The organism is Pontibacter sp. LHS2, assembly GCF_058932845.1.
This window is the reverse complement of the sequence record NZ_JBZYWG010000002.1, coordinates 189621-206891: the sequence shown is the minus strand read 5'-3', so window position 1 is coordinate 206891 and position 17271 is coordinate 189621. Positions and strand designations below refer to the sequence as shown.

General features: G+C 50.0%; 12 protein-coding genes. 4 read left to right on the top strand and 8 right to left on the bottom strand.

Going from position 1 to position 17271, the window contains the following annotated elements; all coding sequences use genetic code 11:
- Positions 1-10: 10 nt before the first annotated feature.
- A complete protein-coding gene (locus tag AC5FX6_RS09570) occupies positions 11-913 on the bottom strand; it encodes a DMT family transporter (protein WP_493596826.1) in 903 nt (300 codons plus the stop codon).
- Positions 914-994: 81 nt separating this feature from the next.
- On the opposite strand from AC5FX6_RS09570, the gene AC5FX6_RS09565 reads away from it, so the two are divergent.
- The 4 genes from AC5FX6_RS09565 to AC5FX6_RS09550 all read left to right on the top strand — a co-directional run bounded on the left by AC5FX6_RS09565 (position 995) and on the right by AC5FX6_RS09550 (position 7027).
- Complete coding sequence (locus AC5FX6_RS09565) at positions 995-2170, top strand: AI-2E family transporter (RefSeq protein WP_493596825.1); 1176 nt, start codon at positions 995-997, stop codon at positions 2168-2170.
- A gap of 72 nt (positions 2171-2242) precedes the next feature.
- Positions 2243-3511, top strand: coding sequence for a replication-associated recombination protein A (locus tag AC5FX6_RS09560; protein ID WP_493596824.1), 1269 nt, complete (start codon positions 2243-2245; stop codon positions 3509-3511).
- A gap of 718 nt (positions 3512-4229) precedes the next feature.
- Positions 4230-5993, top strand: a complete 1764-nt coding sequence (sppA, locus tag AC5FX6_RS09555; protein WP_493596823.1) for a signal peptide peptidase SppA — start codon at positions 4230-4232, stop codon at positions 5991-5993.
- Between the two features lie 218 nt (positions 5994-6211).
- On the top strand, positions 6212-7027 hold the full coding sequence (locus AC5FX6_RS09550) for a purine-nucleoside phosphorylase (protein ID WP_493596822.1): 816 nt from the start codon (positions 6212-6214) through the stop codon (positions 7025-7027).
- A gap of 74 nt (positions 7028-7101) precedes the next feature.
- On the opposite strand, the gene AC5FX6_RS09545 is transcribed toward AC5FX6_RS09550, so the two are convergent.
- From AC5FX6_RS09545 to AC5FX6_RS09515, 7 genes are all read right to left on the bottom strand, one after another.
- Positions 7102-7869: a hypothetical protein gene (locus tag AC5FX6_RS09545; protein ID WP_493596821.1), complete on the bottom strand. Its 768-nt coding sequence runs from the start codon at positions 7867-7869 to the stop codon at positions 7102-7104.
- Positions 7870-7878: 9 nt separating this feature from the next.
- Positions 7879-8694: a DUF4249 domain-containing protein gene (locus tag AC5FX6_RS09540; protein ID WP_493596820.1), complete on the bottom strand. Its 816-nt coding sequence runs from the start codon at positions 8692-8694 to the stop codon at positions 7879-7881.
- Positions 8694-11009 carry a TonB-dependent receptor gene (locus AC5FX6_RS09535; protein ID WP_493596819.1) on the bottom strand — a complete coding sequence of 772 codons (2316 nt, stop codon included), beginning with the start codon at positions 11007-11009 and terminating at the stop codon, positions 8694-8696. Before AC5FX6_RS09535 ends, AC5FX6_RS09540 begins: the two co-directional genes overlap by 1 nt.
- 160 nt (positions 11010-11169) lie before the next feature.
- Positions 11170-13041 (bottom strand): M61 family metallopeptidase, encoded by a 1872-nt coding sequence (locus tag AC5FX6_RS09530; RefSeq protein ID WP_493596818.1) that lies wholly within the window; start codon positions 13039-13041, stop codon positions 11170-11172.
- Positions 13042-13064: 23 nt separating this feature from the next.
- Entirely contained in the window at positions 13065-13517 is a 453-nt protein-coding gene (locus AC5FX6_RS09525; RefSeq protein WP_493596817.1) for a DoxX family protein, read from the bottom strand.
- 3 nt (positions 13518-13520) lie between these two features.
- Positions 13521-14747, bottom strand: a complete 1227-nt coding sequence (locus tag AC5FX6_RS09520; RefSeq protein ID WP_493596816.1) for a hypothetical protein — start codon at positions 14745-14747, stop codon at positions 13521-13523.
- A 116-nt stretch (positions 14748-14863) separates the two neighbouring features.
- The gene (locus tag AC5FX6_RS09515; protein ID WP_493596815.1) at positions 14864-17254 is read right to left on the bottom strand and encodes an ABC transporter permease; all 2391 of its coding nucleotides are present in this window, start codon (positions 17252-17254) and stop codon (positions 14864-14866) included.
- Between the last annotated feature and the right edge of the window lie 17 nt (positions 17255-17271).

Genomic DNA, 17271 nt, shown 5'->3' with positions numbered 1-17271 from the left:
CCGAAATACTTTAGGCCACTTTCTGCGCCACATGCTGTTTGGTTCTGCTTACCAGGTATACACCCGCGAATATCAGGAGCGCATAAAAAGCTTTTTGTAGAGTGAATACGTCTTTGCCCACCCCAACCGCGATCAGGATAGCCATAACCGGCTGCAGGTAAATATAAGCGCCTACCAGGGAGGGATTGGCATAACGCAGTGCCCAGGTATTGAGCAGGTAGGCGATGATCGTAACAGCGAATACCATGAATAGAATTGCCAGCCAGATAGACATTGGAAAGGCGCTGTAGTCAGGCGTCATAAGTTGCTGCCAGCCAAAGGGAATCACCAGCACGGCCCCTACCGTGAAGATGCGGCTCACAATCGTGATGGCCTGGTACCGTTGCATGAGTGGCTTGACCAGCACCAGGTATAGGCCAAACGAAGTGGCATTCAGAATGATCAGGAGGTCACCCCACAGATTACCAGTAGCCTGCTCTCCTCGAGAGGAATAAATTAGCATAAATGCACCTGCGCAAGCCAGGGCTATACCTGACACTTTCCGCTTGCCGATGCGCTCCCGCAGCAGCAAGGCCGAAAAAACGAGCACCACTACCGGTACGATGACCATCAGGAGCGCCGCGTTGATAGGAGCGGTGAGGTTCAGTCCGGCAAAGAAGCACAGTTGGTTCACGGCTACTCCGGTTATCCCACAGAGTATCACCCGGATATTGTCGGCACGTCCTACTATCTTCTCTTTCACGACCAGGCGGGCAAATATGCCAAAAAACAGCGCCGCCGACACCACCCGAATCACGATCAACCCGAAAGGACCAACGTATTCCGGCATCACCTCCTTCGCAATACTGTAATTGCTTCCGTAAATAAGTGCCACCAAAAAAAGTGAGGCATGCACCTGTATTTGTTTACTCATGCTGCAAAATTACGTGCTTATTCGGTTTGTGCCGTATAAGGAGATGCAATTAAAACCTACACGCTCAAACTACTTTATTGCATGAATCAAATGCCAATCACGGTCCGCCGTGCCATTGAGGTCACAGGACTCTTTTTTCTGGGCTGGATCATTGTATTGGGGCGCGACTTGCTGGCTCCATTACTTGTTGCCTTTTTCATCAGCATCATGCTGCTGCCCATCTACCGCTTCTTCCATAAGCGCAAGTTCCCCGACGCTGTGTCCATTGGCATCAGCCTGCTCACACTGATTGTCATACTGGGCGGCATCATCTGGTTTTTTTCTTCCCAGATGCGGGTGCTGATTGAGGACTTTCCAATGATCCAGAAGAACGTGATGAAACACCTGACCGCCCTGAGTGAGTGGGTCAGTAGTAAAACGCCTTTCTCGACAGCAGAGCAAACCAGCTTCATCAAAGAGCAAAGCAACAACCTGCTTACCTATGCGGGCAATCTTTTAGGCGGCGTGGCAGGTGGCGTAACGGGCACGGTGGTTTTTCTTGGCTTGCTTCCCATCTACATCTTCCTGTTGCTGTTTTACAAAAACCTGCTGCTGCGCTTCGTATTTCTTTGGTTCCCGCGGGAAAAGCACGAAAAAGTGGAGGAGACCTTGAGTGAGATGCAAGTCATCATCAAAAGCTATCTTTTCGGACTGCTGATACAGATCACGTACATGACCGTGCTGCTGGGCGGCCTGCTCATGATTATCGGGATCAAACACGCACTGCTCATCGGGGTGATCTTCGCCTTCCTGAACCTGATACCTTATGTGGGCGCTTTACTGGGCAACATCATCGGTGTGTTGCTTACCCTGGCATCTTCTGAAGAACTCTGGCCTGTACTGGCCGTACTGGGTACCATCGCCGCCGTACAGTTTCTGGACAACAACATCCTGATGCCCCGGATTGTGGGTTCCAAAGTGAAGATCAACGCATTGGCAACGATCGTGGGCGTGATCGTAGGTGGGGAGATAGCAGGTATAACAGGTATGCTCTTGTCGCTGCCCATTATTGCCATGCTCAAAGTAGTGTTCGACCGCACTGACCAGTTTAAGCAATGGGGTGTGCTCTTCGGTGACGAGCGGCCTGGCCTTAGCCCCATGGCTATACCTGTGCTGCGGTGGAATACCAAGGAAGTTCGCCGGAAACTGGAAGAGGAAAATGACATAGAGCCGCCACATGAAGGTGAGGAAGGGGAGAAGAAGGGGGAAACACGCTAATTCCCTGCTTCGGCTTTGCCCTCAAATTCGTAACTTTGTTTAGACCGACTTCTGAAGAGAGATATAGAGCAGATGATTCACCCAAACATACCTTTGGCCGAGCGCATGCGGCCACATAACCTGGATCAATATTACGGACAAAAGCACCTTGTAGGGCCTGACGGTATCCTGCGTCGCTACATCGAGGGCGGCGTGATACCCAGCATGATCCTGTGGGGACCTCCGGGCGTGGGTAAAACCACGCTGGCCAATATCATTGCCAACCAGATGAAAGTGCCTTTTGTAGCCTTGAGTGCCATCAACTCTGGTGTGAAGGACATTCGTGAAGTGATCGATCAGGCCAAAAAGCGGCAGGGTACCGTGTTGTTCATCGACGAGATCCATCGCTTCAACAAATCGCAGCAGGACGCCTTGCTGGGAGCTGTAGAGAAAGGTACCGTCACGCTGGTGGGCGCCACCACCGAGAACCCATCTTTTGAAGTGATCTCGGCCTTGCTGTCCCGCTGCCAGGTATACATTCTCAAGCACCTTACCAAAGACGAACTCATCGAGTTGGTGGACAAGGCACTGGAGCAGGACGAATGGATGCGCCACCGCAAGGTGCGCATAGAGGAGTACGAAGCCCTGCTGACCATTTCAGGTGGTGATGCCCGCAAGCTGCTCAACCTGCTCGAGATCGTGGCCGAAGGTATAAAAGCCGATGAAGTGGTCGTGACGAACGAACTGGTGAAGCAGGTAGCCCAGCAGAACATCGTGATGTACGACAAGTCGGGCGAGATGCATTACGATCTGGTGTCGGCCTACATCAAGTCCATCCGCGGCTCTGATCCCAATGCGGCTGTCTACTGGCTGGCCCGCATGATCGAGGGCGGCGAAGATCCTAAGTTCATTGCCCGTCGTTTGCTTATCGCTGCTTCTGAAGACATTGGCTTGGCCAACTCCAACGCCCTGCTTATGGCGACTTCCTGCTTTCAGGCGGTGCAGATGATTGGCTACCCGGAGGCGGAGATCATACTCTCCCAATGCACGGTATACCTGGCTACTTCACCAAAGAGTAACGCCAGCTACAAAGCCATCAAACAGGCCCGCCAACTCGTGCAACAGACCGGCAATTTGCCCGTGCCACTACACATTCGCAACGCCCCGACCAAGCTGATGAAAGAGATCGGCTATGGCAACAACTACAAATACGCCCACGACTACGAAGGCAATTTCGTGGCGCAGGAGTTCATGCCACAGGAACTCACCAACACCGCTCTTTACCAGCCCGGCAATAACGCCCGCGAACGCGACATGCTCAAGCAATTGCAGGCGCAATGGGGCAAGAAGTATCGATATTAGTTAGTTAGGGAATTTGAGATTTTAGGAGTTTAAGAGTTATAGAAGAAAGAAGTGAATAGAACTGTTTATGTGATTTTATTGGTGCTGCAAGTTGTATTCTTCTTCATTTGGCGGCACTTGGATTACAATTACGGTGGGGCGTATGTTTTTCTCTCAGGAATCTTGCTCATCTATTGCCGCAGACGCTTTCTGAACATGAAGCCATATTGGGGCGGCGATCTCAGTGATATTCCTAAGTACTTCATCAGAAAGTGAAAACCAGAGACCAGACAGGTAAAGCAAGGAATAAATTCTTCTTTGATAAGCGTTGCTCAATTTCCGGCTAACGCCTTTGTGAGCAGTCTGTCAGACTTTGGCATCTTTTTTTATACCTGCCGGCACAAGTGGAAGGGCGCCACTGGGTGGCTCATACTCGCGGGGCATAAGCGAAGGCTACGGGGAGAAGCAAAGTTTAAAGCCTGGCCCGGATAGACCGTAATCTTTCTAGATAAACCGTAACCAACAAAACACCCTAAACTTTACCTTTTTGACTTTATAACTCCTCAACTCCCAATCTCTTAAACTCATAAACTCCTTCGTCTATGAAATGGACCGATTGGTCGAAATTGCTGTTTATTGGGGTTCGGTATTGAACTTTAAGCGCTATTTTTGTTTATTGTATGCAGGGACCTATATTTTAGTGACCTTAAAAAAAGAACCTTAACCCTAACTAGAACCTATGTTGAATTTCCTCCGATATGTGCTGGCTACCATTCTTGGCCTGTTCATATTTTTCTTTCTGGGCTTGCTTATCATGGTCGGCATTATTGCCGCATCCGCCTCCAAAGGCGACATAACAGTATCTGAGAATTCGGTGCTGGAGCTCAAGCTAGACAAATCGATTGTAGAACGGGAGCAGGAGAATCCTTTTGGTGATTTCTCTATAGGCTTCTTCTCTATGAATAGCAGCGACGGACTTGACCAGATCAAAGCGTCTATTCGCCGCGCCAAAACAGATGATAATGTAAAAGGCATCTTCCTGAACATGCGCTTCGTGGATGCCGGTATGGGCAAGCTGGAAGAGATTCGCAACGAACTGATCGACTTCAAAGAGTCAGGGAAGTTCATCGTTTCTTATGGCGACATGACAAACGAGAAGGCCTACTACCTGTCTTCCGTAGCCGACAAAATATACCTGAACCCTATGGGTACACTGGAGTTCAATGGCATTAGCTCTGAGGTTTTCTTCTTCAAAGGCACACTGGAGAAACTGGACATTGAGCCGACGATCTTCAAAGTAGGTGAGTTCAAGAGTGCGGTAGAGCCTTTCTTCCTTGACAAGATGAGCGATGCCAACCGTCAGCAAATGACCTCATTCCTGAACTCGATCAATGACTACCAGCTGCGCAAGATCGCGGAGGCACGTGGTAAGACCTACGAAGAGTTGAAAAAAGTATCAGACGAAGTGCTCGTGCGTGAGGCCGAAGACGCTAAGACCTACGGTTTGGCCACAGACATCGGTTACTACGACGAGGCCGTTAATTACATGAAAGAGCAGCTGGGAGTTGAAAAAGACAAAAAGCTGCAAATGGTTAGCCTTGCGAAGTATAAGAATGTGAAGGACTCTGCAAAGAGTGGTTCCGCTAAAAACCGCATCGCTGTGATCTACGCCGAAGGTGATATCGTGGATGGCGAAGGTGGTGACGACGAGATCGGCAGCATGCGCTATGCAGAGGCCATCCGCAATGCCCGCATGGACAAGAACGTGAAAGCCGTGGTGCTGCGCATTAACTCTCCGGGTGGTAGCGCACTGGCATCAGACGTGATGTGGCGCGAGATTCAGGAGACGCGTAAGGTGAAGCCTGTCATCGCTTCTATGTCTGATGTGGCAGCCTCTGGCGGCTATTACATGGCCATGGGCTGTGATACCATCGTGGCACATCCAAACACTATCACAGGTAGTATAGGTGTATTTGGCATCGTTCCAAACTTTGAGAACTTCTTCAAAAATCAACTGGGTATCACTGTGGACCGCGTTAGCACAGGCAAGCATTCTGACCTGCCAACTGTTACACGTGCTATGACGCCGTTTGAGAAAGAGATCGTGCAGCGCGAGATCAACAAGATCTACGAAGTGTTCACGCAGAAAGCAGCCGACGGCCGCGGCATGTCACAGGACCAGCTGAAGGAATACGCCTCAGGTCGTGTGTGGTCAGGTATAGAAGCCAAGGAGCGTAACCTGGTAGACGTGCACGGTGGCCTGGAAAAAGCCATCGAGATTGCCGCTGCCCGTGTAGGTATAGAAGATGATTACCGCATCAAAGAACTGCCACGCCGCAAAACTTTCTTTGAAGAGATGTTTGGCGAAGCTGGTTCGCAGGTAAAAGAGCGTGCCGTGAAGGCAGAACTTGGACAGCTGTACCCTGTGTATAAGATGTACAAGAAAGTGGAGAACATGCAAGGTATACAGACTCGTATGCCGTTTGAACTCACGATTCAATAAGGACGAAAAGCAGGTATAGCCTGCTACGGATTTAATAGCTGAAAGCCCGCTGGTGCAAACCTGCGGGCTTTTTGTTTTAGGTCCGTTTCTTTTTTTGCAAATTGCGGAGGTGAGTAATGTATAAAGTTCAAGAGAACACATGATGAAAATCATTTATTCTGTCAGAATAAATAGCCTATTTCGCGTACCAAAAAACAGCGTATAAAACGATGAACAATATGATGCAGCAATTACGAGAGTCCGCCTCTTACATACAGAACCAGACGGGCAACTTCCAACCTGAGTTCGGGATTATCCTGGGCACAGGCTTGGGCGCTTTGATCAAAGAGATTGAAATTGAATATAGCCTCAACTATGCCGACATTCCGCACTTTCCGGTTTCCACAGTAGAGAGCCACTCTGGCCGCTTGGCCTTTGGAACACTGGCAGGGCGTCGTGTGATCGTCATGCAGGGGCGCTTCCATTTCTACGAAGGCTACACCATGAACCAGGTGGTGCACCCCGTGCGTGTGATGAAACTGCTGGGTGTACAGAAGCTCTTTATTTCCAATGCCAGCGGCGGTCTGAACCCAGCCTTCAATACCTCTGATCTGATGGTAATAACGGATCACATTAACTTACAGCCTTCTAACCCTCTGATCGGTCCGAACCTGGACGAACTGGGGCCTCGCTTCCCGGATATGAGCGAAGTGTATGACGAGAAAATGGTGCGTCAGGCCATGGTGATCGCAGAGGATGCCGGTTTCACCTTGCAGGAAGGCGTGTACGCCAGCGTACCTGGACCTATGCTGGAGACACTGGCAGAGTATAGCTACATTGCCCGCATTGGTGCTGATGCCGTAGGTATGTCCACCGTGCCGGAGGCTATTGCCGCCCGCCACATGGGGATGAAAATATTCGGTATCTCGGTGATCACAGACATGGGGACACCGGATCGGATCAAGAAAGTAATTCTGGCTGATATTCTGGAAGCAGCTGCCGTAGCCGAGCCGCGCATGACCCTGCTGATCAAAGAACTGGTGCGTCAGCAATAGTTCTTGAGCCATAAAATCAACGAGTTCACAAACAGGGGCAGCCAAATGGCTGCCCCTGTTTGCTTTAGCACATCTTATAGCGCTAAATAGGTGAGAGCCAGTAATAGGGCGTTAAAAAGGCTGTGTCCTATGATTGCCCAGGTCAGGCTGAAGCGGAGGCGGATATAACCCCAGAACAGGGCACCGATGAACTGTGGCACAACCAGCAAAGGTATCAGTGCAAAGGGTAGGTGCAGGTTGTCGTAGTTAGCCAGGTGTACCAGCGCAAATACAGTCGTGAAGGTATAGAAAACAATCCCGAAATGCGTTTCCCAGAAGCGCCGAATATACCAGGCACGCATGTCTGAGAGTACTACCCAGATAGCCAGCATCAGGGCCACGATCCAGATCAAAGCACTTACAAGCGTGCTAATGCGAAGCATTTCGAGAAGCGTAGGCAGTATAAAAAAGATGATGGTCAGGAAAGCGACGAAAAGCCGCATGCGGGTATAGCGGAGCGGGGCACGAAAGAAAAACTCTTCTATAGCGGGAGCGATTACAGCTATGGCTAAAAACACAAGCAGCGGATTATTATCCTGTAAAAAGTAGCGAAGCCGGTGACTGGCAAATGGATTGTAGCCCATCAGCTTGATCAGGCCAAAGACCAGTGCTGATGCCCCCAGGCCCAGCACTAGCTTAAGCAAAAAGAGTTGCAGAAACGGCTGCCATACCTGAGCGGGCTGTTGATGCAGGGCCTCCAGCTGTTTTGGGGTTTTGATAAAGCGCCAGAATGCCAGCGCAGTTTCTTGTAAAGTGGGCTTTGGGTTTTCTTTAACCCGATCAGGAGGTAAAGGTGCTTCCATCTTCACGGTTTACTTCTCTATTATCACCCTTTTGCGGTTGTAAGAGAGGTTCGTGAATATACCGATTCCTCCTTTCACCGAAGACACAATACGAGAGGGCTGGGCAAAGGGATTACCATTGGCATTTCGTGCATCCGAAATAGAACTCAGGAAGTCGTAATACTGCTTTTCGATGTGGAAAAGTGAAACGATCAGTGTATCGCCTTCCTCATAGTCATAACCTGAGCCGTAAGATACACGCTGTCCATTGGTGAGACGGTCGCTGGACACGAAATCACGCTGGGAGGAATTGGAGAGGCTGTCACGGTGCACCATGTAGCGATAATAGTTCTCAGCATCCGGATCGTCCTGGTAAGAGGTGAGCAGATAGGCTTTGTTTCTCTCATTGAACTTCCATTCTACTGCTTCGATCGGTACTTTGCCTATGATGGTGGTGGTGCCAGTCACGTGACGCCCTTTCTTATCTTTCACTTCCAGCGTGACTACCTCACCGGGCTTGAAATTTAGCTTCTCACTTTTGCGGTGGGTATAGTACTTGCCAGTCTCTTTGTTTTGGATAGGGCTGAAAGGCAGCTTGATCGTTCTGCCCTGGTAGGTGATAAAAACCTCGGCGTCCGGTACAAGCGGTAGTTCAGGATCGTTAAAGTAGCTTACGCTCTCCAGCACGACCGCTCTCAAGGGTTTACCAGCTTCCAGGTAGCACTCTACTACCAGCTGTGATTCATAAGGTGGTAGTTTGATTTCCACTTCCTGCTCCATGTCGCAGGACGCCAGCAAAAGGAGCAAGGGCAACAGGAAGGTATAGATCGGTCGTCTGGTCTTCATCAGAACTTGAAATTATAGGTAACAGAAGGTATAACCGGGAAGAGCGACACTTGCTTGGCACGGAAGCCAAGTGTTTCATTGTCTTCCTCGTCCTTCACCTGTTCAAAATACACAAAGTATGGGTTGCGGCGGTTATAGGCGTTGTAAGCGTTGAAGGTCAGGTCGGCCTCGCCGCGTTTAGGCTTGAGCTTGAGCACCAGGCCCAGGTCCAACCGGTGGAATGCATCCAGCCGGAAGCTGTTGCGGTCGCTGTATACGGGCACCACGGTAGCCCCCTTTCCCTGCACATCCTGAAACGCGAATCGGGCGACAGGTAGCGAGTAGGCATTGCCGGTGCCATACACAAAGGCGCCAGTCAGGTGAATGCGCTTGCTTAGTTCGTGCAGCAGCACCACACTCAGGTCGTGGCGGCGGTCATAGCGGGTCGGGAAGCGGCGGCCATCGTTGATGTCATCGAACTGGCGGTAACTCCACGACAAGGTATAGCCTATCCAACCGGTGGTGCGCCCTTTTATCTTTTCGAGGTATATCTCATTGCCGTAGCTTTCGCCTTTGCCAAACAGGAACTCCCCTTCCAGGTTATCATTCACAAACAGATTGGCCCCGTCACGGAAATCGATCTGGCGGTGCATCCACTTGTAGTAAAGTTCATTGGTGACCATGTAGCGGCCTCCGCCGAAGAGGTGGCTTATACCTGCTGCTACCTGCTGGGAACGCTGTGGTTTTACATAATCATTGGAAGGATACCAGATGTCGGTCGGCAGCGAGGCACCTGAGTTTGCTACCAGGTGGATGTACTGCATCATACTGGCATAACTGGCCTTCAGGGACGTGTTTTCGCTGAGGCTATACCTGGCAGAAGCCCTTGGTTCGAAAGCGCCATACGTTTTGCCTCCGCTATTGAAAGCCGACATGCGCAATCCGTAATTAAGCGAAAGCTGGCTGTTCACCTGGAAGTCATCGGCTACGTATGCAGCGGCTTCCGTGGCTTCGTAGTCATTGCCTGCCCCAAAGCTGATGCGGTCATCGTCTGAGTCGAAGTTGAGCCGGCCGATTGTGAAGTTGTGTCGGGTGGCCATGGCACCGAACTGCAAGGTATGTCCTTTGTCCAGGATAAGGCTGAAGTCGGTCTTGAGAGCAACGTCGCGGATATCAGAGGTCAGGTTGAAGCTGAACACGTCGATCTTATTGCTGACGTTGTATTGGTAACTACTACCTGAGAGTGTTGTGTTTACCTGAAAGCGTGGATTGAACTTGTGCTGCCAGCGCAATGCACCTACCTTATTGCCCCAATCGAAGCCAAACTGAAAGTCTGCATCGTTAAATCCAAAAAAGTCACGACCAAAATAACCACTTATAAACAGTTCGTCTTTCTCACCGAGCTTGTAGTTTGCCTTGCCGTTGAGGTCGTAGAAGTAATAGTCAGGTATAGGATTGAAGTCTTCTTTGCCTTCCTGTATGCGGTTGATCTGGCGTGTGAATACATCAAAATAGGTGCGGCGTCCGGAGAGAACAAACGAGGATTTGTCTTTTACAATAGGCCCATCCACGGTCAGGCGAGAAGCAATCAGGCCGATGCCGCCGGTTACGCCAATGCGCTCATTGTTGCCCTCCCGCATCTTCACATCTACTACAGACGACAGCCTGCCGCCGAACTGCGCCGGGAAGCCTCCTTTATAGAGCTCCACACTCTCCACTGCATCCGGATTGAACACCGAGAAGAAGCCGAACAGGTGAGAGGCGTTATAAACCACGGCATCGTCGAGCAGCACCAGGTTTTGGTCAGGCCCACCGCCGCGCACATACAGACCTGAAGCGCCTTCGCCCCCGGATTGCACGCCGGGCTTGAGCTGAAGCGTCTTGAGCAGGTCGACCTCTCCGAAGATAGCTGGCAAAAGCTTCGCCTCTCTGGTGGTCAGCGTCTCGACACTCATCTGGTTGGCATTGAGTTTCTGCTGGAGCGAGTTAGCCTCGATCACGACTTCGCGCAACTGGCTGTTGGCAGGCAATAAAGCAAAGTTGATGGTTAAGTCACGATCTGTAACCTCGATGGTACGGTCGGCGGTTTCGTAGCCAATATAAGTGGCTTGCAAGGTATGGCTGCCTTCCGGTAGTTGTAGGGTATAGAACCCTTTTGCATCCGTTACAGCGCCTGTGCGTAGCTCAGGAATTGATACGGTGGCCCCGATAAGGGCGCCCTCGCTTCCAGTGCCCCGTACATAGCCACTGATGGTGTAAGTGCTCTGAGCAAACACATCGGCGGCAAAGAGGCAGAGTAAACTGATAAAGGATACAGCAAAAGCTGGTAAGCGCATCTAACTAAAATTAAAACCGGGGGCTCTGAAAATCAGGCACAAAGTTACACACAATAAACCTGAACTGCCCTTATAAAACGATCATTGTCAGATCATTTAAGCAGAAATTATTTTAATGAAACAGCGCTGTTCTTAAATTGTTCCTTCAGGCCTTAGATTATTAAGGCATCGTTTCGTTTAGCCAGGCGGCACGCAGGCGAAGCTGCCGTTCAGAAGGAGATGCTACTGGCTCGAGCAGGTGAAGGACTTCCCGTTTGACAGCAGTCACTTTACCATTCAGCTGTTTTGGCTTTACATTGCCCTTCGCGTCCTTACGACCTACAGTGATCTGTATTTTACTGCCTGGCTTGGCCTGTTGCAGCTCTTCGCCTATGATTTCCCGGATGTTCATCGGAGTTACTTCTTTGCCGTTGAAGGCTAGCAACTGGTCACCTTCCTTAAAGCCCATTTGCTTCCCGAACTCGTCCATATCATCCGCCTCGGCCACTGTGATCTTGTCGGCCTCTCGGTCATAGCCGGGCACAAATCCACCATAAGAGTTGACCAGCTGTTCTGAAACCGGCTCGTATTTGACACCTACTTTGTTGAACAATTCTCCTAAAGGCAGCCGCTCACTGCCCTCCACGTAGCGGGTAAAGAAGGTCCGCATTTCGGGGTAGGTAAGCTCGGTTATTTTGTCGAACAGTTCATCGTCTTTGAAAGGACGGCCTTTACCGTAGGTCTTCGCCAGATCCTGCATCAGGTCTACCAGCCCGTACTTGCCATCTGACAAGTCGCGCAATTGTATGTCGAGTGCCATCCCGATCAGGGCGCCTTTCTGGTACACATTGCCATATTGATTTTCATACTCGTCCAGCACCTTAGCGCTCATCTCTGTGAAGGGCAGGGTATCGTTAAAGGCCATCGAACTGAAAATATACTCCCGGATCTTCTGCATGAACTCGTCTACCGGAATGAGGTTTTCGTGCACCTGCACATGCGAGGCAAAGTATTCTGTCACCCCTTCGTACAGCCACAGGTGCTTTGACATGCGGGGATTGATGAAGTCAAAATCGTGGATCTCCTCAGACTGAATGGAAAGCGGTGTCACGATATGAAAGAACTCGTGGGCCGCTACGTCACGCATTGTGCTGTTGAAACGCTCCTCCGGCATTTCAGGCAGGTAGTAAACCGACGAGTTGGAATGCTCGAGCGCCCCATAAGAGCCTGATTTGCCCGGTCGCTCCGGCACGTAGATCAAAAAAGCATACTTATCGACGGGTAGGGTACCGCCCAGGTAGCTGCGCTGTGCTTCCAGAATATCACGGATGTTGTCGGCGATGGGCTTGGAAGTAACCCGACCGGTAGGGGAGTAAACAGAAACCAGAACTTTGGTTCCGCCCAAATTCAGTACCGTTGTGTCAGGTTGGTTGTACATCAGCGGCGAATCGGCCAGCTCTACGTAATTTGGCACCAGGTACGTGTCAGCAGTGGCAGTGCTCGAAGTGGCTTGTAGCGCCGTAGAGCCATAAAAACCGGTAGGTCTGGTAACGGTAAGCTCGTAAGGTACCTGCTTGAGTCCGTCAAAATAACCCACGAAGCCGAATGTGTTGAGGAGGTAGTTCTTGCCTTCTTCGATATTGGTACCACCCGGCTCAAACACCACATCCTGTCGGCGGGCTGCGTCGAAGGTGTCGTCCACCCAATATGTGATCCGATCCAAGTTCTGGGCCTGCATGATACGCCAGCGATTGGTGTCGATCCGTTCTACGGGCAGTGGCTTGCCCTGCTTGTCCAGCGCCTGAAACTCTGACACGAACTTGCCAAAGTCAGACACGGAATAAGTGCCGGGCACAATCTTGGGCATGTTGTAAATCGCTTCGCCTTGCTTAATGGCTGGAGGGCGCAGGCTTACCGGTACCTTATCACCTTTTACCTGAGTGAGGTCGATCGTGACGGCATAGCGAGGTTCTGAACTCGACTGTGTAGCAACCGAAGAGCATCCGAAATGCAGACTGAACAGCAGCAACAGAATGATTTTGGTTAATTTCATGTAGTGCGGACGTGAGTTAACAACTAGTTAACGGTCACAGGCTGCTTTTGGGTTTGTACTTGCCTTTTCTCTATCAAAGAATCGACAGAAAGGGGGCCTGCACCGTTGAACAGGTAAAAGAAACCTGCGAAAATAAGCTCAGCAGCCGGATAGTATTGCGGAAACGACTGTCCGATGTGCACAATCACGATAGCAGCCGTGAAATTGATGATCAGTAGCAGACCGGCGATCCGGACACCCCAGCCTAGCAGGAGCATCAAGCCAATCAGAAACTGGGTATAGACCGACAAGTGAGCCGCCACCAAGGGATAGGGTACTCCATGGGCCTGCAAAAAATCCCGGAACTCCAGCATTCGCTCCCAACTAAATACATTGTCCTGCACGCCATAGATCAAAAAAATCCCCATGGCAAAGCGCAGGAAAATGACACCATAAGCTTTATGGCGGCGGAAAAAGGCAAAGGGAGTCCTTGTCATCGGCTAGCGAAGGGCACTGATGACTTTGTTCTTCTCGTAATCAGAGCCAATGGTATTAGCTGCTTTCTCCACCTCTGCACGCAAATCTTTATTATCGGCAGGTATAGCACTGGCAATATTGCGGAGCACTTTGCCTTTCTCGTAGTCAGAGCTTATGCGGCTTACGACCGGCAGCAGCTCTTTGTACTGGGCCTGTGACAGTTTGTGGTTCTTTACAACCGCGTTGATGATTTTCGCCTTCTCGTAGTCTGATGAAAATTTATCGATGATGGTAAAGGTCGGTTTGTAGTTGTGCTGGATGAAGTCAGACTGTTTGGAGAGCTGCTGCAGTACTTTGGCTTTTTCATAGTCCGAGGATATTTTGCCAGTTTGCTCCAGCGCCATGGCCATACTCTCTTTGCTCAGATCCGGTGTCTCCAGCCAGTAAAGCAGGGCCTTGCGACGCTCGTAGTCAGAATTGATCTTGGCGCTCACCTGCAGGTAGCTGCTTACCACGTCCTTGTTAGTCAAGTGTGAGGTTGTGACAGTGCCCAGCGCTTTGCGACGCTCATAGTCGGAAGATACGTGCTTGTCCACAAACTGCAGCGACTGTTTCACATCAGCAGGTTTTAGGCCAGGTTGCTGAAACAGATGATTTACAAAGCGCATCTTCGCATGATCGCTAGCTGCTTTTTCAGCTTCAGCTAACACTCCTTTTGCGCCAGCCTTACCATAAAGGTCTTTTACCAACTCGGCTATACCTATGCCCGTGTTGGCCATCAGGTCGGGCATCACCTGCTGCAGCCACTCTCTGCCAGCCGGCTCATAAGCCACCTTCTTGCCGTTTTCCGTGTAAGTACGGGTCAGGTTGCCGTTCGCATCGCTTGTGATCTCCAGTCGCCTGGTGTCGTCATTAACCGAGCGCATGTACTTGAGGTAGCCGTTCGGGGAGATGCTTTTGATGTCCTTCAGGTCATCGGTGAGGGTGACAGTGCCCTGACGTTTCAGTTCCTCCCGCGTGTTGTTATCTGTGTTGATGTATACCTGCTCGCCATCCTTACCGTCCTTTGCCTTGCCACCCACCTGAATCCGGACGGTCTCGTTCTTCTTCTTTGTCTTCACGGTATCCTGCTGCATTACCTCTACACCGGTTATGAGGCGCAGACTGGTAGAGGCGGCAGGGCGCAGGTCAAGCATGCTCAGTACGCCAGCGGCAAGTGAGGCAAAAAAGATAGTAGATGGCTTTGTCATAGTTTTTATCTTCAAAGATGCTTTTTGTTGAGAAAAGGATGCTTCAGCGGGTATCTTTTTTTGACAACCCGCTGAATTCACCTTCAATTAACAATACAAACACAAACTCAATTATATTACTCCGAACGCAGGGCCCTTATGGGGTCTGCCAGTGCTGCCTTCATTGCCTGATAGCTGACTGTGGCCAATGCTATAGTCATGGCGGCCAATCCAGTTGTCACAAATACCCACCAGCTAATCTCGATGCGGTACGCAAAGTTTTGCAGCCACTTATCCATGCCATACCACGCAATAGGTATAGCCACTACTATGGCAATAAGAACCAGCAGCGCAAAGCTTCTGGATAGGAGTAGCACGATTTCTGACACCGATGATCCTAACACGATCCGGATTCCTATTTCCTTTGTCCGTTGCTCTGCCATGTAGGCTGATAATCCGAACAAACCCAGGCAGGCAATGATTATCGTCAGGATGGCGAAATAGGTGAAGATGATCAACATCTTTTCTTCTGCACGGTACTGCCGCTGAAAACTCTCGTCCAGAAACTGGTATTCCATCGGGAATTCCGGGAAGTGTTTCTTCCATATTTTATCCATATCCGCTAGCGTGGCAGAAAGATTAGCGTTGGTATTTACACGTGCCAGTAATTTTCCGAAGTGCGGATCTAATCGGATGATGAGAGGCTCAATCTTGCTATGCAGCGATTTATAATTGAAGTCCTTAACAACCCCGATCACCTTGTTGGTGAGTGTGTCGTCTGGAAATTTAATGCGTTTACCCAATGCATCTGTCCAGCCAAACTCTCTGGCGGCAGCTTCATTTATAAGGTAGCTATGTGTTGCATCTGTGCGAAAGTCACGCGAATAGTTGCGCCCTTCGGCTAATTTTATTCCCATCAGATCTATATAGGCATAATCGACACTAATATTATTAATGGACCTGGTGACCATCTTGTGATTAATCTCCACCTGAAAGTCAAATGGTAAGACTTTATCACCAGGCAGTTGCTGGGCACTGGAGGTATAAGAAACCTGGGGCAACTCAAGCATCTCCTTCTTGAGGAGAGCCAGCTTTTCTTTCTGTCTCACCCAGCCAATAGATGGGATATTAACAGAAATGACTTGCTCTTTGTCGAAGCCAAGATGCACGTTTTTTAAGTGCTGCATTTGGTTAAACACCACCACTGTGCCAATAATCAGGATAAGCGATATGGTAAACTGCAGCACGACCAAAGCCTTACGAAGCCTGGCAGTGCTGCTGCTGGGAGTAGCATTTGCTTTAAGCGCTTCAACGGGTTTGTAATTGGACAGATAAAAGGCCGGATATCCGCCTGCCAGAAAGCCTACACAAACAACGATGCCGAGTATGAACAAACCTACTTCGGGTTTCAGGATGAAGATCGTGTCAATGTTTCTTTCGGTCAGGCTATTGAACAACGGGAGTATTAACTCGACAATGGAGAGCGCCACGAAGACAGCAATCAGAGTAAGCATGAAAGACTCAGCCAAAAACTGCTTGACTAACTGACTGTGGGTGGCTCCGATGGTTTTGCGGAGGCCCACTTCCTTAGCTCGTTTGGCAGATCGTGCTGTAGCTAGATTTATGTAGTTGATGGCAGCGATGAGCAGAATGAACACCGCTATCACGCCGAAGATATAGATGTAGGTGATATTGCCTACTTCTCCAACCGGATACTCCAGGTCTTTATCCAGGTAAGCGTCTGTAATAGGTTGAAGGTTGTAGGCGGTAACAATAACACCATCCGCCTGTTGGTTTGGCTTTGCTTTTCGGTTGTACAGTTCTTGCAATTTTGACTGAAGTACCCCAGCCTGCTCAGCCTTATAGAGTTTAACATAGGTATAGCCACCCACCATCTGCCACTGATTCAACATGTATTCTGTGTTGGAATCAAAATGCAACGGTAAAACAGCTTCGATCTGTAGGTGTGACGGCCGTGGATGTGAGATTACTCCCGTAATCAGAAAAGTGCTGGCGATATAGGTAAGTGGTTTGCCTAATGCAGAGTCGGCACTTCCAAAATACTTTCGGGCCAGCTCTTCGGTGATAACAACCGAAGATGGGTTTTGCAGTGCTGTAGCGGGATCGCCAGCTACAAAGGGGAAAGGCATTACTTTAAAGAAATTACTATCCGCGTAGTAAATGCCTACAGTAAAAGCATTTTCTGTTGAACGGAGGAAATTCTGGCCCATATCCAGTAGAAAGGTGGCTTGCTCTACCTCTGGATACTCTTCAGTTAAGGTCTGGGCCAAAGGGCCATGGCTGAGGGCTGTTTTCTTAGCCTGTCCGTCTCGGCTTCGATCGCTTGTAACTCTATACAGCCTGTCGGCATCACTAAATCTCTGATCGTAACTCAGCTCATGTTGCAGGAACAGGTATATGAGTATGCAGGAAGCTATACCTACAGCCAAACCAATGATATTGATGGCAGCATGTGTCCTGTTTCGTGTTATGTTGCGCCAGGAGGTAAGCCAGTAATTCTTGATCATGCTAAAGTGTTAAGGAT